This window comes from Pseudenhygromyxa sp. WMMC2535 (genome assembly GCF_011083025.2).
Genome location: NZ_JABJWV010000001.1, coordinates 8923195 through 8944694 on the forward strand (window position 1 = coordinate 8923195; position 21500 = coordinate 8944694).

Here is a 21500-nt window from a genome sequence, read left to right on the forward strand (position 1 = left end):
CGCCCTACCCGCTCCGCTCACCCCTGCGGGTCGAGGATCACGTCGTTGATCGGTCGGATGTTCATGCCCCCCGGGTAGCCGTAGGAGCGGTTTTGCGTGTACTCCTGGGTCTCCGGCGTCCCCCACCCCCACACCCACAGGCCAAAGGGCGCGTCGCTGTCGATCTGGTGCACCCCGGTCGAGCACTCGCCGACCGCCTCGTAGTTGCCCGAGATCAAGGTGGTCCGTGTCCACTCGTAGTCCCCCACGGCCTGCCAGCCATCGAGCGGCCCGTAGCAGTCGAGGTCGACCGGCCAAAACTGCCCGTCTTGCTTGGCGCGAATGATCACCAGGCTGGAGTCGGGATAGGAGGGATCGGTATAGAACACATAGGAAGACAGGTACTGCGCCGGCGGCACGCTGATCACGAAGTCGGCGTCGCCGTAGCCGTTGAGCCCGATCGGATCCCACTGCGACCCGCTCATGTAGGTGTGGAGCATGAAGGGGTGCTCCTCGTCCTGGCTCGTGACCACGAAGGCGTCGGCAGTGACGAACTCCACGACCTCCCCCTGCTGAAGCGTGGCAGGACCGCCGACCTCGGGCGTCCACGTCAAGCTGGTCTCGTCGGCGACACCGACCAATCGCCAGACCGCCCCCTCGCCGCCTCGCGGCTTGTGCATCACCCCCACGTACTCGCTCCCGAGCGCACGAACCGGCGGGATCATCTGCTCGCCGTGATCCGCATAGAACACGCCCACCGGCACGCGCAAGCCCGAGTGCCCCGCCATCAGCCCGATGTTCTTGTCGGCCTCGATCACGCTCCCCGTGAGCTCGGCGGGCTGTGAGTACTGCGCGTGTTCGCCAGCGTCGAGGGTGAACTCGAAGGCCGTGCCCGCGGTCCCGCTGGGCAGGCCACCCCCGCTTTGAACGGCGACGATCGGGTTGATCGTCACGGTCGTACCGTCCTCGGCGGCGACGATGTTCAGCGAGGGGTTTCGCCCCGCGAGGTCATATTGGTAGGCGTCCGCGGCCACGTAGTTCGTGTCCCAAGCGCTGGTTGGAATCAGCAGCGAGGCCCCAGCCACCGCCGCCCCGACCCCCGCACCGTAGGGGTTTATCTGGTAGGCGACCGCCGGCAGATCCGTGGTGATGCGAAAGCTCTTGCCCTTGCCGGTCCCAACGATCCGAGTGTCCTGGGCGATCGCGGGGTCGATCGGGCAGGGCACGCCGCTCCCCCCTGGACCCGGGCCGTTGAGCAAGAGCACCGCGACCTCGCCAGGGGCCAGGCCCGCGTCCGCGTCGTAGCCCGCCAAGGTCAGGCTCGGACCAAAGCCCAGGGGAACCCGCGTGAAAGCCTCGATGTCGAGCGCCTGGCCGTCGTACTCGAGGCCGATGTGCAAGTTGTCGTTCCAGGTGTTGGCGACATAGGCCGCAAAGCAGGTGTCGTCCCCCGAGTCGTTGTCCATCTCCGTCGCGTAGTACTCGCAGCCGATCGAGGACTTGTTGTTGACCATCGCCTCGCAGGCCGGCGAACACGTCCAGGTCGCGCTGTCGCAGGCCTGGTCGCTGGCGCAGGTCTCGACCAAGCCGCCCTCGCAGTTGAGGATCTCGTGTAGATCGGAGGAGCACGAGTAGCAGCTGCCGCTCGGCATATCGACGTTTGCCAGGTCGAACTTGGGCCCGCCGCCCTCGTCTTCTTCGTCACTTTCCGAGCCGGTGGTCTGTCCCTCGCTGCTGCTCTCGTCCCCGCTCCCCTCGCCGCCGCTCCCCTCCGAGTCGGAGGAGACCTCCCCTCCGACATCCGAGGCCCCCAGCGAGCCGACCTCGTCGTCATTGGATTGCGCTTCGCCACAGGCGAAGGCGAGCAGGCAAGGCGCGATCACCAGACCAACACGAGAAGTATCGAGGCTAATCATGACCGCGACGATGATACGGCACCCGCGGCCTGCTTCGCCGCGCCCCCTCGTGCCCAGCACACGCGCTTTTTTCGCGGCCCGCTCAGCGCGAGAAGCTCAAGCCCACGCTCACCCCCGCCGGCGCGCTCACCCGCAGCTCGCCGCGCCCCGGGTCCACGGTGAAGCAGGCCCCCTCCCCCGTGATCGTCGCGTCCGCGGGACCCTCGGGGAAGAGCCGCGGCGGGAGCACAATCTCGCTGACACCCCCATCGCTGACCCAGCTGGCCTCGCCGACGCCCGACTCGGCGTGCCAGGCAAAGCTCGCGTCCTCGCCGGACACCGCCCGCAGCCACGGGCGCACCCAGCTGTCGAGCATCACCTGCTCGTTGCCGGCGCCGTCGACCATCGAGAAATTCTCGTGGTTCCACAGCGTCTCGTTGACGCTGTACTCCCACATGGTCGCCGAGATCCGCTGGTCGTCGATGGCCTCGGCGACCCGCGTGAGCCACTGCGGCCCGGCGAGCTCCGCCGGCTGGAAGCCGAACTCGCCGAGCAGCACGTGGACGTCCTGGGCGCGACCGAAGGCGGCGTAGTCGATCACGTCGCTCCCCGGTCCGTCTGGATCGTCCCCGCCCTCGTCCGCGTCCGGATCGTAGGCGGCCGCGCCGTAGAGGTGCGGGCCGTAGACCAAAAACTCGCCCTCGGGGCGCTGGTGGTAGGGATCCTCGTAGAGCCCCGCCCCGTCGATGCCGGGGTTGTCGTAGATCACCAGGAGCTCGGGGGCGAGGGCGTGCAGCTCGGCCGCGGCCTCGCTGTGGAAGCCCTCGAGCACCTCACTCTTCCATCCCTGGACGTCGTTGTTGCTGCCCCAGCCGGGCTCGTTGAGGATCTCGAGGGCGACGACGCCGGGGTGATCGCCGACGCGCTCGGCCATCTTGGTCCACATCTCGTAGAACTCGTCGACGAGCTCGTCCTCGTTGGCCCAGAAGCGATCGAAGCTCCCGCGCACGCCGGCGTCGGTCAGATACTTGAGGCCCCAGTCGGCGTCGGGGCACTCGGCAGCGGCCTCGGGCTCGATCGCCGCCCAGCTCGGGAAGCCGTCGCCGCAGTAGTCCTCCGACCAGATGTCCTGGTGAAAGTCGACGATCACCCGCAAGCCGGCGTCCCAGGCCGCGTCGACCATGACCTCGTAGCGATCGAGGTACTGCTCGTCCCAGACGTCGCGGGCTGGCTCGAGGGCCTGCCACGAGAACAGCAGGCGCGCCGTGTCCATGCCCCAGCCGGGCATCGGCGCGAAGAACTCGTCGGCGGCCGCGCGCAGCTCGTCGAGGGCGATGTCCTCGGAGATCGGGAAGGGCACGTAGGGCGCGGTCTTGTTGCGGTTGCCGGTGTTGAGGCCGCGCATGACCACGTCGCGACCGAGGGCGTCGCGGAGCACCCCGCCGGCGTCGACGCTCAGGCGCGCGTCGGCGAGCACGACGGCCGCGATCGGCTCGGCGCAGGCGCCCGGGAGCGCGGCGCCCCCGGTCTCGGTTTCGCTCCCCGCCTCGGTCTCGGTCCCGGTCTCGATCCCGGTCTCGGTCTCGGGCTCGGTTTTGGTCTCCCCCTCGGTCTGCTGCCCCCCGCCACAGCCGGCGGCGAGGCAAGCGAGCACGACCGAGGGCCCAAGCGCGAAGCGGGGTCGAGTCATCGCCGGAGCTTAGATCACCGCGGTCCCAGCCGGCCTGCACACGGCGACCCACATCCGCTCCACATCCGCCCCACCTCCACCTGCTCGTCGGCCGATCCGCCCGCGCCTCCCAGCGGCGCCCCGGGCCTGCTGCTCACGCGTGCACCCTTTTTTGGGGGTCGCCTTCGCGCAGACCCGCCGCACGGACTGCTCTTGCCCGAAGTTGGCGAATTAGCCCAGTGATCGGTACTCTGAAGGCCCGAGCGTCCGCGGGACCGCCCATGACTCAGGTCAACCTTCACCAGCTGCTCAAGGCCATGCTCGATCAGGGGGCGACGGACCTCCACATCACCACCAATTCGCCGCCGATGCTGCGCCTCGACGGCCGGCTGGTCCCGCTGCGAACGCCCCCCTTCACGAGCGACGACACCCGGACGCTCTGCTACTCGATCCTCTCGGACAAGCAAAAGCACCGCTTCGAGGAGAGCCTCGAGCTCGACCTCAGCTTCGGCGTCAAGGGTCTGGCCCGCTTCCGCGCCAACCTCTACATGCAAAAGGGCGCCGTCGCCGGGGCCTTCCGCCTGATCCCCTACGAGATCCGCAGCTTCGAGCAGCTCAACTTGCCCGAGGTCGTGCGAGAGCTCGCCCGCAAGCCCCGCGGCCTCGTGCTGGTCACCGGACCCACGGGCTCGGGCAAGAGCACCTCCTTGGCGGCGATGATCGACCTGATCAACCGCGAGCGTCGTGAGCACATCATGACCCTCGAGGATCCGATCGAGTACATCCACAACCACCAAAAGTGCCTCGTCAACCAGCGCGAGATCGGGGCCGACTCCAACAGCTTCACCCGCGCGCTCAAGTCGGTGCTCCGCCAGGATCCCGACGTAGTGCTGATCGGCGAGATGCGCGACCCGGAGACGATCCAGGCCGCGCTGACCGTGGCCGAGACCGGCCACCTCACCTTCGGCACGCTGCACACCAACAGCGCGGTCCAGACGATCAACCGCATCATCGACGTGTTCCCGCCCCACCAGCAGAGCCAGATCCGCGCCCAGCTCAGCTTGGTGCTCCAGGGCGTGCTCTGTCAGGCGCTGCTGCCCAAGCGCGGCGGCGGGCGCTGCCTCGCCATGGAGATCATGATCCCCACCTCGGGCATCCGGAACCTCATGCGCGAGGACAAGATCCACCAGATCTACTCGCAGATGCAGGTTGGCCAGGGCGAGCACGGCATGCAGACCTTCAACCAGGCGCTCGCCGAGCTCGTCCTCGCCGGCGAGATCGACCGCGAGACCGCGCTGCACCGCTCGAGCTCTCCGGCCGAGCTCTCGTCCCTGCTCCAGGCCGGCAAGGGCCTGTCCCAGGTCCAGCGCAAGAGCCGGAACTACTGATCACCATGACCACTCACCACCACCCGCTCGCGCCGACCGCGAGCCGCACCGCACGGTAGACAAGCATGGCAACCTGGATCTGGGAAGCGACGACCCGCACCGGGGAGGCCCGCGGCGGCTCCATGGAGGCCGACTCCGAGGCCTCGGTCCGCGATAAGCTCACCGCCCAGGGGCTGATCGTCGGCTCGGTCAAGAAAAAGCCCCTCGAGCTCAAGCTGCCGTCCCTGGGCACGGGCGTCACGCTCAAGGACATGGTCGTGTTCACGCGGACCTTCTCGACCATGATCGACGCCGGCCTGCCGCTCGTGCAGTGCCTCGACATGCTCGCGAGCCAGGCCGAAAACCAGCGCTTCGGCGCGATGCTGTTCAAGGTCAAGGCCGAGGTCGAGGCCGGCAAGTCCCTGTCCGAGGCCCTCGCCCTCTACCCCAGGGTCTTCGACGACCTGTTCCGCAACCTGGTCGCGGCCGGCGAGGCCGGCGGTATCCTCGACCTGATCTTCCGGCGCATGGCCACCTACCTCGAGAAGTCGGCCAAGCTCGGCCGGCAGGTTCGCGGCGCGCTGGTCTACCCCACGGCGATCGTCGTCGTCGGTATCGGCATCATGATCGTCATGATGACCTTCGTGCTGCCGACCTTCGAGAAGATGTTCAAGGACCTCGGGGCCGGCTCGCTGCCCGCCCCCACGCGGGTGGTCCTGGCGATCAGCCACTTCATCACCGGCAACGCGCTGATCATCATCCCGGTCGTCGTGGCGCTCGGCTTCGCGTTCTCCTCCTTCCTCCGCACGGAGCGCGGGCGCTACCTCTGGGACCAGGTCCTGCTGCGCCTGCCGATCTTCGGCAACGTGGTCCGCAAGGGCGCGGTCGCCCGCTTCACCCGCACCCTCGGCACCCTGCTCGCCTCGGGCGTGCCGATCCTCGACGCCATGGACATCGTCGCGCGCACCGCCGGCAACACGGTGGTCACCAAGGCCATCCTCTACGCGCGCGAGAAGGTCTCCCAGGGTAAGGACATCGCCTCGCCCCTGCTCGAGACCGGCATCTTCCCGCCCATGGTCGTGCAGATGATCGGCGTCGGCGAGCAGACCGGCGCCATGGACGACATGCTCCAAAAGATCGCCGACTTCTACGAAGAAGAGGTCGACGCGGCCGTCGCGGCGCTCAGCGCCATGCTCGAGCCGCTGATCCTCGTGTTCCTCGGCGTCGGCGTCGGTGGCCTGCTGATCGCCATGTACCTGCCGATCTTCGACGTCGCCGGCGGCATCAAGTAGCCGTGGGCGCGGCCAAGGCCAAGGTCGCCAAGACCACCAAGGCCACCAAGACCGCGGTCGAGGATCCAGCCGAGCGCCTGTCCAGGGAGCTCGACTCCTCGGGCGAGCGCGTCGAGGCGCTCCAGCGGCGGATGAGCTACTTCATGCTCTTCCGCCTCGGCTTGCTCGGGGTCATGACCCTGGTCCTCGCCTCGACCTCCTTTCTACCCGAGGCGCGCGAGAGCAGCCTGCGCGACACCTTGCTCGGGCTGCTGCTCACGGCCGGCTACGCGCTGACCGTGGGCTACGCCTGGCGCCTGCGACCCAGCCGCGGCCCGCTGGCCAGGCGCGCCCTGCCGCGCATCGCCAGCGTACAGATCGCCTTCGACGTGCTCATGGCCTCGGCCTGCGTGCTGCTGACCGGTGGAGTGCACTCGGACTTCGTGTTCCTCTTCCCTGTCGCCGTGCTCGGGGCCGCGACCATGGGCGACCGCAGGCGAATCTGGATCGCCGCGGGCACCTGCGGCCTGGTGTTCGCGGGCCTGAGCCTGGTCCAGCTCTCTGGCCTGCTCCAGCTCCCCGGCGAGGCCAAGCCCGCGCCCGGGCCGATCGCCGCCAACGTGCTGTGGCTGTCGCTGCTGCGGACCAGCGCGGCGATCGGCTTCGTGGCGATCTTGTCGGCCTACCTCAACCGCCAGCTGCTGTCCTCGGTCTCCGACCTCGGCAACCTGCGCAACCTGACCGAGAACATCGTGCGCTCCTTGACCTCGGGGCTGCTGACCGTGGATCCGCGCCGCCGGGTGGTGTTCGCCAACCCCACCGCCCGCGAGCTCCTCGGCGTCGCCGGCGAGCTCCCCGGCCAGACCTGCGACGCGCTCATCCCCGGGCTCAGCGCTCACCTCGACGACTCGGGCGGCTTCCGCAACCGCTTCGAGCTCGACATCACCCGCGCCGACGACAACCGCGAGGTCCACCTCGGGCTCAGCTGTAGCCCTCTGCTCGACGAACGCGGCGGCTTCTTGGGCCACGTCGTGACCTTCCAGGATGTCAGCAAGCTGCGCGAGATGGAGCGGGTCGTGCGTCGCAACGAGCGCCTCGCCGCCCTCGGCGGGCTCGCGGCGTCCGTGGCCCACGAGGTCCGCAACCCGCTGGCTGCCATCGCCGGCTGCGCCGAGCTGCTCGAGAGCGAGACCCAAAACGAGGAAGACCAGCGGCTGATCCGGGTGATCCGCCGCGAGTCGGCCCGGCTCAACACCATCGTCAGCGAGCTGCTCGACTACACCCGCCCGCGCCAGCTCATGCGCACGCCCACCGACATCGCCAAGCTCGTGCGCGAGCTCGTCGATGGCCTGCGCGCCGACCCCAACCTCGCCGAGATCGAGTTCATCCTCGACCTCCCCGAACCCGAGCCCGAGCCCTCGACCACGGCCGACATCGACGCCGCCCAGCTCACCCAGGTGCTGTGGAACCTCGCCCGCAACGGCGCCCAGGCCATGGACCAGGTCGGCAAGCTCGAGCTCGGGGTGATCGGGCGCAGCGACGCCGTCAGCCTGATGGTCCGCGACCACGGCCGGGGCATCCCCAGCGAGAACCTCGAGCGGATCTTCGAACCCTTCTTCTCGACCAAGGAGGGCGGCTCGGGCATCGGCCTGGCCCTCGTCCACCGGATCATCGAAGACCACGGCGGGGACATCCAGGTGTTCTCGGTGGTCGGCGAGGGCACCAGCTTCGTGCTCACGCTGCCCCGCAAAGAGCCGACCCTCGGCTGAGCGCGCAAAAAACCCCCGCTGGTCACACCAACGGGGGCCTTGCGCGAGCGAGAGAAGCGCTCAGAAGGTGATCGAAGGTCCGACCACGAGGTCGAAGAGCACGCTCGACTGGTCCGGGAAGTAGCCGCCGATCTGCAGCTCGCCGAAGAGCGCGAAGTGCTTCGCTATCTGATAGCTGAAGCCAAACATCGCGCCAGCGAAGACCGGGCCGATCTTGACCACGTCGATGCGGTTGCTCGAGTCGGCGTTTTGCGCGACCGACTGGGCGATCGTGGCGTCCTCGTTGTTGCCCGAGTCGCAGGCGTTGTTGTAGGGCCAGACCGGGAAGCAGCCCGAGCCGGTCGAGTCGACGTCCGAGGCGATCTCGACGTCATCGGGGACGCTGTTGCCGTTGCGGTCGTTGGCGAAGCCCATGTCGACGCGCAGGCGGGCGTGGCCGTAGCCGGCGAAGGCGCCCACGAAGGGGCGAATCTTCCACTCGTCCTTGCCCAGGAAGTACTTGAACTTGATCCCGGCGGTCCAGGAGAAGGCGACCTTCTGCCTGACGCCCTGGGGATTGATGGAGCGCACGTCCTCGGTGTAGGCCGTGCTCAAGCTCTTGCTGGCGTCGTCGCGGTAGAGCTTGGCGCCCGTCACCACCTGCAGCCGCGAGAACACGCCCAAGGACACCCGGTTGCCCAGGCGGAAGGAGAACTCGGGCTCGATGTGGAAGGGGGCGATGGCCATCCCCGTGGACACGGGGTGACGCTCGGCGCAGGCCGTGGCGTCGTAGCTCGCCACCATCGCGTCGATCTGGTCGGGGGCGCCAAAGGATTGGAAGGCCGCGAGCAATTTCGTGGCGTCGACCGTGGACACGTCCTTCTCGCCGGCGACCCAGCGGGCGATGGCGCAGCCGGCCTCGGCGGCGCCGTAGGCCTGCGCCCCGCGCGGGAAGAACTGGCGGTAGGTGTTCTCGGCCGTGCCGCTGGCGACACCAAAGCCGGTGCCAAAGCCGATGTTGACCCAAAAGCGCGGCAGGCTGCTCTCTTCCTTGGGCTTCTCTTCGACCTCGGGCTCGTCCGCCTCCACGGGCTCGGCGTTGCAGTTTTGCTCGAGGACCATCGGCTCGTCCTGGAGCCCGAGGTTGGCGACCGGGTTGTTCGACGCGTCGAAGGCGTAGACGAAGTACTCGATGTTGGCGTCAGCGTGACCGGACGCCGGGACGTCGACCTCGGCCACGTTGGAGAAGGCCGCCATCTCGGCGCCGTTGAACTCGCCGGTGTCGCCCTGCTTGCGCCAGTAGAGCGCCGCGCTGCCGCCGTCGGGCACGCTGAGCAGGACCTCGAAGTGCATGTCCTCGCCGCAGGTCGGGCTGACCTCGCGCAAGGTGATGGGCTGCGGCGCCGAGAGCCCGGAGGCCTGGCGCGCCTGCTCCATGTACTTGGCGAGGTCGTCGGAGCGCATCTCCACCGGCACGACCACGTAGTAGTTGAGGATGACCGCGCCCTTGAGGTCGGCGATGATCCGATCCTTGGCCGCGTGCCCCTCGGCGGTGAAGGTCAGCGCGGCGCGCAGCATGTAGAGCGACGCGAGCACCGGGTCGTCGCCGAGCCCAGCGTTGATCGCCGAGGTGATCGCGTTGTTGATCGTCGACAGCGCGCCCTCGTAGTCGAGGTCGTTGTTGGCCTGCGACAGGGCCTTGTCGTACGCGGCCTTCATGTCGTCGCGCGGGGCGGCGAGGGCCGCCTGGGGCGCGAGACCGATGATGGCCGCGAGGACGCCGGAGACGAGGAGGGGGGTGGCCCGGGCGCAAAACCGGGGCTTGAACGAGGCGAAGTTGCGGTCCATGTAGCGCTCCTACCGAGCCCGCCCGAGGGGCGCCCGGGCGAGGCCCGGGCCAGTGGCGTTTGTGCGCGCACCCGCGCGCTCGAGAGTCCGGGGAGCCCGGACGCTCACTTCTTGCACTCGGGGTTGTCGGTGCGGTTGAACTCGACGCGCCGGTTGTTCGCGCGTCCTTCGGCGGTGCGGTTGGTGTCGATCGGCACACCTTCGCCGTAACCCACGGCGGTGACTCGGGTGTCCTTGACGCCCTTGTCGATGAGGTAGGTGCGCACGCTGTCGACGCGCTTTTGCGACAACTTCTTGTTGTACTTGTCGCTGCCCTTGCTGTCCGTGTGGCCGCCGATCTCGATGGTGATGTCGGGGTTGGTCCGCATCACCGTCACGACGTCGTCGAGGAGCTTGTAGCTCTTGGGGTCGACGTTCCACTTGTTGAACTCGAAGTAGACCTTGTCGTCGAGCTTGATCGCGCAAGGGTCGACCTTGACCGCGAGGTCGGGGCAGCCGTCTTCGTCGGCGTCGCCGTCCATGTCCTCGGGGTCGAGGGGGCACTGGTCGTCGGCGTCGAGGATGCCGTCTTGATCGTTGTCGGGGTCGGGACAGCCGTCCTCGTCCTCGAACTGATCGATGTCCTCGGCGTCGTTGGGGCACTGGTCGTTGGCGTCGAGGATGCCGTCCTGATCGTTGTCGGGATCGGGGCAGCCGTCTTCGTCCTCGAAGCCGTCCGGGTCCTCCGGATCGTTGCGGCAGTCGACCCCGTCCTTCTGGTCGAGGTTGACCCAGGTGCCGTTCTCGAAGCGCGCCGCGTCGAGCACACCGTCGCCGTCGTTGTCCTTGTCGGGGCAGCCGTCCTCGTCCTCGAAGGCGTCGAAGTCCTCGGCCTCGTCGGGGCAGCTGTCGGCGTCGTCGTCGTAGCCGTCGCCGTCGCGGTCACCCGCGGTGGGCTGGGCCGTGGGGGTAACCTGGCCCGGGGCACGGCAGCGCACGGGGTCGGTCTTGAGCTCGGCGATCTCGGTGTACTTCCCGGCGAGGATCACGTGCTCCTTGCCCCGGTAGTACTCGCCCATGCGCAGGGCCTCTTCGGCGAACTTGACGTTGGCCTCGGCGAGGGCGGTCTCCTTGGGCGCGCAGCCGATGCTCTTGGAGCCGTTGCCGATCGCGTCCTGGAGCCGGGTCTGGGTGCCCATGACCTTGCCCTCGAGGGTCTTGCCCGCGCAGCTCGGCAGCACGAAGACCAGCGCGAGCGGAGCGATCACCCCGAGCCCGATCTCCCCGAAGGAGCGGCGCGCGGGCGTGGTGTCGGTGGTCGGCTTGCGGTTGGCCATCACTCGCCTCCCCCGATCTCGAGCTTGCCGCTGGCCTTGCCCTCGACCTCGCCCTCACCGTCGGCGTCCGCATCGGCGTCGGCGTCTGCGTCGCCTCCGGACTGGGCCTCCTCGAGGGTGTCGACGGGCTTGCCCTCCTGGTCGACCATGTCCGTGGGCGCGGCGATGTCCTCGTCCTGGACCACGGAGCCGCCCTTCTTGACACGCTGGGCCTTGAGCTTGGCCTCCTTGGCGAGGTCCTTGGCGCGCTCACCAAAGTCGAAGGAGCGCTCGTACTCGCTGTAGCCCATCAAGACCTTGGCTTGCTCGAGGTAGGTCACGGCTCCCCAGTACTCGTAGGGGGCGTACTCCTCGGCGCCGGCGGCCTCGGCTTCGGCGACGGCGCGCGTCGCTTCGCTGGCAACTTTCTTGAGGTAGCCAAAGGGGCCGCATCCCGCGCACGCGACGATGGCCGCGAGCGCGATGAGTCGAGGAATGTGTCGAGCAGTGGATCGAGGCACCGATGACTCCCGGCGTGGCGCCTGTCGTAGGGGTCGCAACCCGTACAACAACGGCGAATTCGGCGGCGACGATAGCAGGGCAGCGCGCACAGGGTCAACAAGCCGGCGGAGACGAAAGTCGGTGCTCTCGTGGTCAAACATGGGTCTGAGGCCTGGCGCGACGCCTGCGCAGTACGTACGGGGCTTCTCGCGCTGCTACTCTGGGCCGGTGGTAGCGCTCGCTGACGCGCGCTCCCGGGTGCCTCCCGGGCGTCACCGGCTCCCCAGCCGGCGGCCGATCGCGCCAGCAGCCGGGCTATTTTGCCTGTCTTGCGCAGAATTGGCCGAGAGCCCGCGCTTCGAGGCCGACGCCGCGCCCCTGGAGATCATCGAGACGATCCCGGCGGACGGCGCCGTCGATGTCGACCCCCTGACCCGCATCGACATCTGCCTGTCCGGCGAGCTCGATCCCCGCGTGGTCAATGAATTCGACGCGACCTTGCACTCCGCGACCTTGACCTTCGACACCCAGCAGGAGGTCCAGCTGTTCAGCTGGCGGGCGCCAGGGAGCCGCGATCTCCTGGCGAGCGAGCGCTGGTGTCCCGGCTCGGTGCTCTCCTTGACCCCCGAGTCTCCGCTCCGCGCCGGGCTGACCTACCGCGTCCGCCTGCGCGCGCTCTCGGGGTTGGGCTGGTCCGGCGGCGCCCTCGACACCACGCAGGACGGCTGGACCCTGTCCGAGGGTGGAGATCTCCGGCTGTTCATCGAATTTCGCGTCGCCGGCTCCGTCGGGGATCCCCTCCCCGAGGAGATCCCCGCGCTCCCCGACGGCCCGAGCATCGAGGCGCTGTTCGAGACCGGGCGGGTCTTCGATCCCGAGCGGGCGGCCTGTGGCTGCCACCAGGGCGGCGAAGGTGAGAACGCCGAGCTCGCCCTCGCCCGCCTCGACCTCAGCGATCCCACCCTCGCCTGGTCCGGGCTGGTCTTGCGCGAGGGCAGCGAGCCCACCGGCTTCGCCATGGTCTCGCCGCGCATGCCCTCGGAGAGCTACCTGATCCAAAAGATGGTCCGCGACGCCGAGGGCGACGCGCTCCGGGGCATCCACGGCGTCGCCATGCCCCCCGAAGATCCCCTGCCCCACGCGGATCTCGTCGACCTCGCCCACTGGATCGCCGCGGGCATCGAGCCCTGATCGCGCGGCGATCCAGGCCGGATCAGGCCGGATCAGGCCGGATCAGGCCGGATCAGGCCGCCCGCGCGCTGGCCTGTACCCGCGCGCGAAAGTGCTCGGCCAACCGCCGCGTCCCCGCGCAGGGAGCCACGATGTCGCGGCGACCGAGCATCGCGAACATGCGCAGGAAGGTCCGGGCGTTGACGCTGAAGGGCCCCGCGAGGGCGGCCGCCGCCTCGATCACTCCCGGAGGGAGGTGGCCAAAGCGAGCCGGCCGCTCGAGGGCCGCGAAGGCCAGGGCGCCGATCTCTCGCTGACTGAGGACCTCCGGCCCGCCCACGTCCCACTCGCCCTGCTCCCCCGCGAAGTGAGCGACCGCCTCGGCGGCCAGGTCCGCGCCGTGGATCGGGTTGAGGCGCTGCTCCCCGGAGCCGATCAGCCACACCCGACCGCCCCGGGCCATCTCGAGGATCTCGTCCATGTCGTTGAAGAAGCCCGTCGGGCGGAGCACCGCGCGGGTCATCGGGCTTCGGCGCAGGCGGTCGACCACCCGCTCGCGCGCCTCGGCGACGGCGAGGCCCTCGCGGATGTGCTCGCCGTCGAAGAGCGACACGAACACGAAGCGCTCCACGCCCGCGCGCTCGGCCGCCTCCACCAAATTGAGGTTCGCGCGCTCGTCGACCTCCCAGATGTCGGGGTGGCGTCGAAAGTGGCGCACACCGACGCTCGAGAAGGCCACCGAGGCGCCCTCGAAGAGCCCCTCGAGCGTCGCGGGCTCGGTCGCCTGGGCCTCGAAGATCTCGTCACAGGCGTCGCTCGGCACGCGGCTGGCGTCCCGAGCCAGGGCCCGAACGCGGTAGCCCGAGCGGCGAGCGGCGAGCGCGACGTGACCTCCGAGGTAGCCGGTGGCCCCGGCGATGACGGCGAGTGGCTTCGTCATGGCCAGATCGTGGGCCGTGCGGGCCGTTCTGTCTCGTCCCGAGCCGCCAATCTCGCGACCCGACGCGCCAACTTGAAGCCAGCCCCGCTCCGGGCGAGGGTCCAGGGGTGTCCGCCACCGTCGCAGCCACGCTGGTCCAGCTGGTCCAGCGCTACGCCGCGAGCCGAGGCGTGGACACGCCCGAGCCCTCGGCGGAGGCCTTCGAGGCCGAGGCCCAGGTGCCCATCGCCTGGTACTACGACGGCCTCGAGCACCTGGCCGCGGCCCTGTCCGCCCCCTACCTCGGGGTCGACCTGGCCTTCGCCCTGGGCCGCCAGACCATGGGCGCGCTGACCTTCGTGATGTCGACCAGCGAGACCCTCGGCGACGCCCTCGACGCGATCTTTCGTCACCAGGCGGTGCTCAGCCCCGCCGAGCGCTACACCCTGACGACCCGAGGCGAGCGCCTGCACCTGGCCTATTTTCCCCACGGCCCGACGCGCCCCGCCCACGCCCTGTCCGCGCAATTCTTCGTCGCCGATGTGGCCGTCAACGGCGCGGCGCTGCTCGGACCCCAGGGCTTCGTGGTCGAGATCGGGTGGCGCGTGGGCGAGCTCCGCGGGGCCGATCCAGACGAGCTCGCCCGCCGGCTCGGGGCCGCGGTCCACCCTCCGACCACGGCCACGGCCGCCGCCGAGGTCATCGTCGACGCGGCCTGCCTCGCCCTGCCCCTCCCCGGGGCGAACCGGGCCATGCACGCCTTCTTCGACGCCTACCTCGAGGACCGAAGGCCCGAGCTGGCGGGCGAGCTGGCGAGCTTGTGCGCGGCCATCGACGCCCGCATCGCCGACGGCCCCGTCGCCCTGCCCAGCCTCGCGCGCGGCCTGGGCATGAGCGCGCGGACGCTCCAGCGCCGGCTCGGCGAGCTCGGCCTCAGCTCGCGTCAGCTCATCGCCGAGCGCCGGCTGCTCCGCGCCAAGGCCCTGCTCGCGGCCGGACGCTCGCCCCAGGAGGCCGCGCTCGCGGCAGGCTACGCCCAGACCAGCTCACTGCATCGGGCGCTCCGCCGCGCGAGGAGCCCGCGGTGAAACTCGCAGTACGCCCGGTGCAGTACGCCCGGTACAGCAGCGTTTGGGCTTCGCGCCCTCGACGAAATTCCCGGCGCCAGGCGCCGCTCTAGGGCTCGATGTCCGCGGTGACCATCGGATCGTCCTCGCTCTCCGTGTAGTCGATGCGCTGCACGGGGATCTGGACGTAGCACCACGACTCGAGCTCGCCGATCAGCAGCGCCAGGCCGCTGCGGTCGAGGGGGATCTCGGCCAAGGATACGGAGGACGCGAGCAGACGCTCGCCCTCGAGGTCGATACAAAAGTCGACCCGGCGGACCTCGGGCTCGCCCCCACCCCGAGGCTGGAGGGTGACGATCACGTCGACCCGGATGCAGCCGGCCGACTCGGCCTCGGTCAGCGGCCCGCGGATCTCGGCGCGGACGCTGCCCGACTCGTGCTCGGGCATGGCCACGCTCTGGGCTCGGCGGCTGTGGTGCAGCGCGAGCTGAAAAACGGCGTCGATCAGCGCGAGGGCGGCGGGCGGCACGGGCTCATGTTCGCACCCTCCGGCCTCGGTTGCACGCGGCTCGACGCCCGCTCTGGGTAGGGGTCTTCGCGGTCGAGAGCTGACGAAACACGCAATTCGAGCACACTGGGGGGCTCAGTGTCAGGCGCCGCGACCGCGAAGCAAAAATTACAGCTCGAAGCGATCGCCGCTCTCAGAACATCTTGCGCGTGTTCTCGACGCGCTCGAGCTGCTTGCGCGCCAGCGCCTGGCTGTCCTCGCCTTCGTCGTACTCGAGCAGCGCCATGGTGTAGTCCAGGCGCAGCTCTGGATCCGTGGGCAGCAGCTCCCACACCTTGTAGACCAGGCTCTGATCCAGGCGAGTGCTCAGCGCGTCGACCGAGCGGAACTCGGTCTTGAGCTGGAGTCGGCGCTCGAGGTGGTGGAGGCGGCGATCGTCTGGGTGGATGTCGAACACGAAGGACTGGTAGAGCGCCCACAGGTAGCGGCGCAGGGTCTCGTGATCCAGCTCGCGCCCGCCCGCGCTCTGTCGGCCCTCGAGCGACTCGATGATGTCGGCCTGGCCGCGGTGCTCACCCGCCTGGGGCAAGGCCGCGAACACGCTCTCGAGCACGTCGAGGCGGACGGCGCGATCGATGTGCAGGCCGGTGCGATCGAGGCGCGCCCGGGCCCGGTTCAAGAAGGACTCGAGGCTGATCGGCCCGTTGGCGTCCGCGCTCGCCCCGGCGCTGACCTGCGCCGAGCCCACGACCCCCGGCGCGAGCAGAGGCGCGCTGATCCGCCGACGCTCCCCGGCCGGCGTGCCCGCGGCCGCCTCGAGCCCGACCACCCCGTCCTCCACGCCGATGCCCCGCGCGAACACGCGGATGTCCCCGCCCTGGAGATCGTTGGTGTACTCGAAGCTCAGCACGTCGGACATGGCCTCGAGCAGCTTGGAGAATTTGACGAAGCCAAAGCGGGTCTCGTCGAAGCCCGGGTCGATGCGGTTGCGGATCAGCGGCTTGAGGCTGGCCCCGAGCACCCCGCTGACCCCGACCTCCTCGACCAGGAGCTCGCGGATGCGCTCCTTGAGCACCTCGAAGTCGCGGATCTGGCCCTCGCTGACCCCCTCGCGCCGCTCCTCGGGACCATAGGCCGCCCACAGGTCGCGGTAGTAGACGAAGCGATCACAAAGATTGGGCAGGTCGCGGGAGGCCGACTCGCGCACGGACACGCCGATCACTCGCTTGCCGTGGCTCCGCACGCAACGCAGCAGCGGGAGGAAGTCGCGGTCGCCGGAGATCAACACGAAGGTGTCGTACTCGCGCACGAAGAGCGACTCGACCGCGTCCACACACAGCGCGACGTCGACGGAATTCTTGACCTCGTTGTCGTAGCGCCGACCAAACACATTGATCGGCTCGATCCCCTGAACATAGAGATCGCGCTGATGCTGGCGGACCGCGGGGCTGCGCCAGTCGGCGTAGGCCCGCGCGACGATCAGCCTGCCCTCGTCCCGGGCGAAGCGAACCAGGCGCTCGACGTCGAGGCCGATCTCTCGACCGCCCTCGCGTGGCTCGTTGTTCTCGAGTCCATAGACCAAATTCTCAAAATCGAGAAACATTGCGATGCGCTGTTGCGCAGACATGACTGACCTCCTCAGATTGCAGAGGATCCCATAAAAGGAAGTCGCCCCAGGAGCAATTCTGTTGCGATAAAAGGCGCGCACGAGCGCTCACGAAGCGCTCGCCGAGGGTCCAACTCGGGCTCCCAGGGCCGCGAGAGCCTCCATCGCGGCGCGCCCGTGAGCGTGCGAGGCCGTGCACACGAAACAAAACGAGCCTCCGGCCCAGGCCGGAGGCTCGCGCACGAGACGAGGGCGCAGGGCGACCGCGAGCGGCCGCTCAGGCGTAAAACGCCTCGATCTCCTGCTTGTACTTGTCGTTGACGATGCGCCGCTTGACCTTCATCGTGGGCGTGAGCTCCCCGCCCTCGATGCTCAGGTCGCGCGGGAGGATCTTGATCTTCTTGATCTGCTGGACCCGGGCGAGGCCCGCGTTGACCTTTTGAACCTCGGACAGCAGCCAATCGTGGATCTTGGCGTCCTCGGCGGCCTCCTCGAGCAGCTCGGCCGTGCTCCCCGAGAGCTTGAGGACCTCCTCGAACTTCTCTTCGTCGAGGGTCAGCAGCGCCGAGAGGTGCTTGCGGCGATCGCCCACGACCACCGCCTGGCTGACCCAGTTGATGTTCTTGAGCTTGCCCTCGATCACCTGCGGGGCGATGTTCTCGCCGCCGGCGGTGATGATCAGGTCCTTCTTGCGGTCGGTGATCTTGAACAGCCCGGACTCGGTGATGCCGATGTCGCCGGAGTGCAGCCAGCCGTCCTCGTCGAGGGCCGCGGCCGTGGCCTCGGGGTTCTTGTAGTAGCCCTTGAACACGTGGCGACCGCGCATGCAGATCTCACCGTCGTCGGCGACCTTGGTCTCGCCCCCGGGGACGCTGAACCCGACCCAGCCGACGCGGAAGCGCCTGGGGATCGACATGGTCGCCGGGCCGGTGCACTCGCTCATGCCGTAGACCTCGTTGATCAGCACGCCGAGGCTGGCGAAGAAGTCGAGGGTCTCCTTGGCGATCGGCGCGGCCGAGGTGATGTTGAGGCGGCTGCGGTCGAGGCCGAGGTTCGCGCGGACGCCCGAGAACACGAACTTCTCGGCGAGCCCGTACAGCAGCGGCGGGGCCTCGCCGCGCTCCTTGGCCGCGGTCGCCTCGAGCCCGATCTTGCGCGCCCAGGCGGCGATCTTCTTCTTCAGCGGGGGGTTCTTCGCCCCCACGGTGATCATCTTGGCCTGAATTTTTTCCCACACGCGGGGCACGCCCAAGAAGATGTGCGGCCTGATCTCGCGCAGGTTGTCGCCGAGCTTGTCCATGCTCTCGGCGAAGCAGGTGCAGGCGCCGACGTGCAGGGGGACGTAGATCGAGACGATCTGCTCGGCGATGTGCGAGAGCGGCAGGTAGCTCAGGAGCAGCGCCTCGCCGTCGATGTCCATGACCGAGCTCGCCGACTTCGAGGTCCAGGTCAGGTTGTCGTGGCTGAGCATCACGCCCTTGGGGTTGCCCGTGGTCCCCGAGGTGTAGATCAGCGTGCAGATGTCCTCGGTGTCCTGGGCGGCCATGCGCGCCTCGAGCTCGGCCTCGGTGGTGTCCTCGGCCTTGGCGAGCAGCTGCTCCCAGGAGTAGACGCCGGCGTCGTCGTGCTCGCCCTTCATCAGCACGATCGCCTGGAGCTCGGGGAGCTGATCGCGGATCGCCAGAAATTTCTCGAGCTGGGTCAGGTCCTCGACGACCGCCACGTTGGCGTCGGCGTGGCTGGCGATGTACTGGCACTGCTCCGGCGAGCTCGTGGTGTAGATGCCGACGGGCACGCCCCCGGCGTGGATCGCCGCGATGTCGGCGATGATCCACTCACGACGATTGAAGCCGATGATCGCCACGCCCTTCTTGGGCTCGAGGCCCAGGGCGATCAGCCCGCGCGCGGCCCGGAAGACCTCGGTCCGGTACTCCTTCCACGACGTGTCGCGCCACACCCCCGAGGCTGTCTTCCAGCGCAACGCCGGCCCGTCGCCGTGGGCCTCGACGGCCTCGGCGAAAGTCTGCATCACGGTCTTGGCGGGGAGCTCGCGAATCGCCGCGTCGTCACTCATTGGGCGATTCCCTACCACGAAGCGGGGTTCTACGATAGGCAGTCACCACGTGAATCATGGCGACGAGGCCCGCAAAGCCGCGCCTCGAAGTCAGCCCACGGCGGCCCCGTGCAGCCGCGCAAGCGGCCACACAGTCGCCACGCTCACCGCGACCTTCAGCCCTTCAACCAGCCGGCGGCCTCGGGGGCGAAGTAAGTCAAGATCAGGTCGGCGCCGGCCCTGCGGATCGCCGTCAGGCTCTCGAGCACGACCTTGCGCTCGTCGAGCCAGCCGTTGACGATGGCCGCTTTGAGCATGGCGTACTCACCGCTGACCTGATAGGCAGCGACCGGCAAGGTCGTGGCCTCGCGGACCGCCCGGATCACGTCGAGGTAGGGCCCCGCGGGCTTGACCATGACCATGTCGGCGCCCTCGTCCTCGTCGAGCATGACCTCGCGCAGGGCCTCGCGGACGTTTCCCGGGTCCATCTGATAGGTCTTCTTGTCGCCGCTCTTGGGCGCCGAGTCGAGGGCGTCGCGGAACGGCCCATAGAAGGCCGAGGCGTACTTGGCGGTGTAGGCGAGGATCGAGACCTCGGTGAAGCCCTCGTCGTCGAGGGCCTCGCGGATGGCCTGGATCCGCCCGTCCATCATGTCCGAGGGCGAGATCACGTCCGCGCCGGCCCTGGCGTGGCACAGCGCCTGCTCGACGAGGACCTCGACGGTCTCGTCGTTGAGGATCCGCCCGTCCTTCACGATCCCGTCGTGGCCGTCGCTCGAGTAGGGGTCGAGGGCGACGTCGGTGACCATGGACAGCTCGGGCCAGCGCGCCTTGAGGGCCGCGATGGTCCGCGGGACGAGGCCCTCGGGGTTGTGGGACTCGTCGCCCGCGGAGGTCTTGAGCGACTCGTCGATGGCCGGGAAGAGCACGACCGAGCGGATCCCCAGCTCGACCGCCTTGCCGACCTCGGCGAGCACGCCCTCGGGGCTCAGCCGGCGCTTGCCGGGCATCGATTTAATCTCGAGGTCCTCGCCGCCCTCGTGGATGAACAGCGGATAGACGAAGTGCTCGGGGCCGAGCCAGGTCTCGCGGATCGCGTCACGGATCGCCGCGCTCTTACGGTTGCGGCGGGGGCGGGAGAGCATGTCGAGGGCCATCGCCGGCGACTTTGGGATGGTTTACCCGCGCAGTCCAGTCGCCCGGTCCAGCCGAGGAATTCGACCGATCAGCGCAGCAGCGGAGCCACGGGATCGAAGCGCAGCACCACGACCGCCGCCCGCGGGAGCAAGCTGAATTGAAAGTGCAGATTGCGGCGACGATCGTCGACCGAGAGCTGCAGGCCCGCGCCGAGGCTCGCCCGCGCAGGGTGCACGCGATCCCCGAAGTCCCAGTGCACGTTGGGGTCGAGCGGCCGCCCGAAGGCCCCGAGGTCCGGAGGCGGGAGCAGCTCCGGCGGCAGATCCAGGATCAGCCGAGCGCTCTCGGGCTGGAGGTGGAGCGTGGGGGTGGGCGTATATGGCTCCGGCTCTGGGGGATCCCCGGCGCGCGCCCAGGCAGGGGCGAGCGCGACCACACCGGCGAGCACGGCCGCGATGGCCAAACCTCGGCACCCAATGCCGCGCAGCGCGAAGCCAGTCCCGCGCAGCGCGAAGCCAGTCCCGCGCAGCGCGAAGCCAATGCCGCGCAGCGCGAAGCCAGTCCCGCGCAGCGCGAGGCCGGTCCGGGCGAGCGGACTCGACAGTAGCGGCGGCGCGAGGGAGGGATCCGACATCAGGACCTCGACGTCCCCAGCATAACACTCACCAACCCGAGGCGAGCCGCAAAAGCGGCGCTCACGGGCTCCAGACGCGGCCGCCCAAGCTGTGCCAGGCCACCGGTAGCAAACTGAGTTACCCTCCGCGATGTGCCGCGCAATCTCGGCTATCTCCTCGCCCTGCTCCTGACCTCCACGGCCTGCACCACCTCCGTGCAGACCCAGCAACCATCGGACGAAGGCAGCAAAGCCAACACCGACGCGGACGCAAGCGCAGCTGACGCAGCCCCCGCCGAGGGGGATCAGGTCGCCGACGAAGGCGCCGACGAGGGCGCCGCTGCCGGCCCCACCGGCCCCGCGCTCCCGGACGGAGCCCTCTGCGACAGCGACGCGGACTGCGGCGACGCCCAGGTCTGCGAGGGCGTCGGCTGCGAGGCCGGCCAGGGCCGCTGCGTGTCCACCGAGCGCATGTGCACCCGGGATCTCGCCACCTACTGCGGCTGCGACGGCGCCGAGTTCCAGAGCTCTGGCAGCTGCCCCGGCAAGCGCTACGCCTACCCGGGCGCCTGCGAGCCCAAGCTCGCCATCGGCGAGCCCTGCGCAGACGGGCGACAATGCGCATCGGGGATGTGCCTGGGCGAGGGCCTCGAGGGCTGCGGACGCGCCGCCATGGGCACCTGCGCCGACGCGGAGACAGCCTGCACCATGGATCTCGCCACATACTGCGGCTGCAACAACTTCGAGTTCCAGGGCTCGGGCTCCTGCCCCAACCGACAGTTCGCCTACCGCGGCCCCTGCGAAGACGACGCGCCGCGCTGAGGCCCGCGGTCACGCAGCGATCGCGCCCGACC

17 protein-coding genes are annotated in these 21500 nt (G+C 69.2%); 6 read left to right on the forward strand and 11 right to left on the reverse strand.

Translation table 11 applies throughout. From position 1 onward, the window contains the following. Positions 1-17: 17 nt before the first annotated feature. Positions 18-1895 carry an IgGFc-binding protein gene (locus tag G6O69_RS34365; RefSeq protein ID WP_172307695.1) on the reverse strand — a complete coding sequence of 626 codons (1878 nt, stop codon included), beginning with the start codon at positions 1893-1895 and terminating at the stop codon, positions 18-20. An 82-nt stretch (positions 1896-1977) separates the two neighbouring features. After that, entirely contained in the window at positions 1978-3564 is a 1587-nt protein-coding gene (locus G6O69_RS34370; RefSeq protein WP_172307696.1) for a cellulase family glycosylhydrolase, read from the reverse strand. A gap of 260 nt (positions 3565-3824) precedes the next feature. On the opposite strand from G6O69_RS34370, the gene G6O69_RS34375 reads away from it, so the two are divergent. The 3 genes from G6O69_RS34375 (at position 3825) to G6O69_RS34385 (ending at position 7950) form a co-directional block, all read left to right on the forward strand. Beyond that, on the forward strand, positions 3825-4931 hold the full coding sequence (locus G6O69_RS34375) for a type IV pilus twitching motility protein PilT (RefSeq protein WP_172307697.1): 1107 nt from the start codon (positions 3825-3827) through the stop codon (positions 4929-4931). 65 nt (positions 4932-4996) lie between these two features. Next, positions 4997-6202 carry a type II secretion system F family protein gene (locus G6O69_RS34380; protein ID WP_172307698.1) on the forward strand — a complete coding sequence of 402 codons (1206 nt, stop codon included), beginning with the start codon at positions 4997-4999 and terminating at the stop codon, positions 6200-6202. Between the two features lie 2 nt (positions 6203-6204). Next, the gene (locus tag G6O69_RS34385) at positions 6205-7950 is read left to right on the forward strand and encodes an ATP-binding protein (protein WP_172307699.1); all 1746 of its coding nucleotides are present in this window, start codon (positions 6205-6207) and stop codon (positions 7948-7950) included. Positions 7951-8010: 60 nt separating this feature from the next. On the opposite strand, the gene G6O69_RS34390 is transcribed toward G6O69_RS34385, so the two are convergent. The 3 genes from G6O69_RS34390 to G6O69_RS34400 all read right to left on the reverse strand — a co-directional run bounded on the left by G6O69_RS34390 (position 8011) and on the right by G6O69_RS34400 (position 11593). Continuing rightward, the gene (locus G6O69_RS34390) at positions 8011-9777 is read right to left on the reverse strand and encodes a hypothetical protein (RefSeq protein ID WP_172307700.1); all 1767 of its coding nucleotides are present in this window, start codon (positions 9775-9777) and stop codon (positions 8011-8013) included. A gap of 104 nt (positions 9778-9881) precedes the next feature. Beyond that, positions 9882-11093 carry an OmpA family protein gene (locus tag G6O69_RS34395; RefSeq protein WP_172307701.1) on the reverse strand — a complete coding sequence of 404 codons (1212 nt, stop codon included), beginning with the start codon at positions 11091-11093 and terminating at the stop codon, positions 9882-9884. Next, the gene (locus G6O69_RS34400) at positions 11093-11593 is read right to left on the reverse strand and encodes a DUF4398 domain-containing protein (protein WP_172307702.1); all 501 of its coding nucleotides are present in this window, start codon (positions 11591-11593) and stop codon (positions 11093-11095) included. The genes G6O69_RS34395 and G6O69_RS34400 overlap by 1 nt, the downstream gene beginning before the upstream one ends. 208 nt (positions 11594-11801) lie before the next feature. Here G6O69_RS34400 and G6O69_RS34405 point away from each other — a divergent pair, with 208 nt between their 5' ends. Beyond that, the gene (locus G6O69_RS34405) at positions 11802-12764 is read left to right on the forward strand and encodes an Ig-like domain-containing protein (RefSeq protein ID WP_172307703.1); all 963 of its coding nucleotides are present in this window, start codon (positions 11802-11804) and stop codon (positions 12762-12764) included. Positions 12765-12816: 52 nt separating this feature from the next. On the opposite strand, the gene G6O69_RS34410 is transcribed toward G6O69_RS34405, so the two are convergent. Then, positions 12817-13683: an NAD(P)H-binding protein gene (locus G6O69_RS34410; protein ID WP_172307704.1), complete on the reverse strand. Its 867-nt coding sequence runs from the start codon at positions 13681-13683 to the stop codon at positions 12817-12819. A 107-nt stretch (positions 13684-13790) separates the two neighbouring features. Here G6O69_RS34410 and G6O69_RS34415 point away from each other — a divergent pair, with 107 nt between their 5' ends. After that, on the forward strand, positions 13791-14750 hold the full coding sequence (locus G6O69_RS34415) for a helix-turn-helix domain-containing protein (protein WP_172307705.1): 960 nt from the start codon (positions 13791-13793) through the stop codon (positions 14748-14750). An 88-nt stretch (positions 14751-14838) separates the two neighbouring features. Here G6O69_RS34415 and G6O69_RS34420 read toward each other — a convergent pair whose 3' ends face one another. From G6O69_RS34420 to G6O69_RS34440, 5 genes are all read right to left on the reverse strand, one after another. Beyond that, positions 14839-15258, reverse strand: a complete 420-nt coding sequence (locus G6O69_RS34420; protein ID WP_172307706.1) for a hypothetical protein — start codon at positions 15256-15258, stop codon at positions 14839-14841. Between the two features lie 172 nt (positions 15259-15430). Then, positions 15431-16864 carry an NYN domain-containing protein gene (locus G6O69_RS34425; protein ID WP_172307707.1) on the reverse strand — a complete coding sequence of 478 codons (1434 nt, stop codon included), beginning with the start codon at positions 16862-16864 and terminating at the stop codon, positions 15431-15433. A gap of 256 nt (positions 16865-17120) precedes the next feature. Then, positions 17121-18917, reverse strand: coding sequence for an AMP-binding protein (locus G6O69_RS34430; RefSeq protein ID WP_172307708.1), 1797 nt, complete (start codon positions 18915-18917; stop codon positions 17121-17123). A gap of 155 nt (positions 18918-19072) precedes the next feature. Next, on the reverse strand, positions 19073-20041 hold the full coding sequence (gene hemB / locus G6O69_RS34435; protein ID WP_255215954.1) for a porphobilinogen synthase: 969 nt from the start codon (positions 20039-20041) through the stop codon (positions 19073-19075). An 80-nt stretch (positions 20042-20121) separates the two neighbouring features. Continuing rightward, a complete protein-coding gene (locus G6O69_RS34440) occupies positions 20122-20667 on the reverse strand; it encodes a hypothetical protein (RefSeq protein ID WP_172307710.1) in 546 nt (181 codons plus the stop codon). A gap of 132 nt (positions 20668-20799) precedes the next feature. Between G6O69_RS34440 and G6O69_RS34445 the strand changes: the two genes are divergently transcribed. Beyond that, complete coding sequence (locus G6O69_RS34445) at positions 20800-21468, forward strand: hypothetical protein (RefSeq protein WP_172307711.1); 669 nt, start codon at positions 20800-20802, stop codon at positions 21466-21468. Positions 21469-21500: the final 32 nt, after the last annotated feature.

Coding starts and splice junctions, on each gene's coding strand:
- G6O69_RS34390 (WP_172307700.1), bottom strand. CDS start 9,777: ATGGACCGCAACTTCGCCTCGTTCAAGCCCCGGTTTTGCGCCCGGGCC.
- G6O69_RS34375 (WP_172307697.1), top strand. CDS start 3,825: ATGACTCAGGTCAACCTTCACCAGCTGCTCAAGGCCATGCTCGATCAG.
- G6O69_RS34430 (WP_172307708.1), bottom strand. CDS start 18,917: ATGAGTGACGACGCGGCGATTCGCGAGCTCCCCGCCAAGACCGTGATG.
- G6O69_RS34410 (WP_172307704.1), bottom strand. CDS start 13,683: ATGACGAAGCCACTCGCCGTCATCGCCGGGGCCACCGGCTACCTCGGA.
- G6O69_RS34395 (WP_172307701.1), bottom strand. CDS start 11,093: ATGGCCAACCGCAAGCCGACCACCGACACCACGCCCGCGCGCCGCTCC.
- hemB (WP_255215954.1), bottom strand. CDS start 20,041: ATGCTCTCCCGCCCCCGCCGCAACCGTAAGAGCGCGGCGATCCGTGAC.
- G6O69_RS34370 (WP_172307696.1), bottom strand. CDS start 3,564: ATGACTCGACCCCGCTTCGCGCTTGGGCCCTCGGTCGTGCTCGCTTGC.
- G6O69_RS34365 (WP_172307695.1), bottom strand. CDS start 1,895: ATGATTAGCCTCGATACTTCTCGTGTTGGTCTGGTGATCGCGCCTTGC.
- G6O69_RS34380 (WP_172307698.1), top strand. CDS start 4,997: ATGGCAACCTGGATCTGGGAAGCGACGACCCGCACCGGGGAGGCCCGC.
- G6O69_RS34425 (WP_172307707.1), bottom strand. CDS start 16,864: ATGTCTGCGCAACAGCGCATCGCAATGTTTCTCGATTTTGAGAATTTG.
- G6O69_RS34440 (WP_172307710.1), bottom strand. CDS start 20,667: ATGTCGGATCCCTCCCTCGCGCCGCCGCTACTGTCGAGTCCGCTCGCC.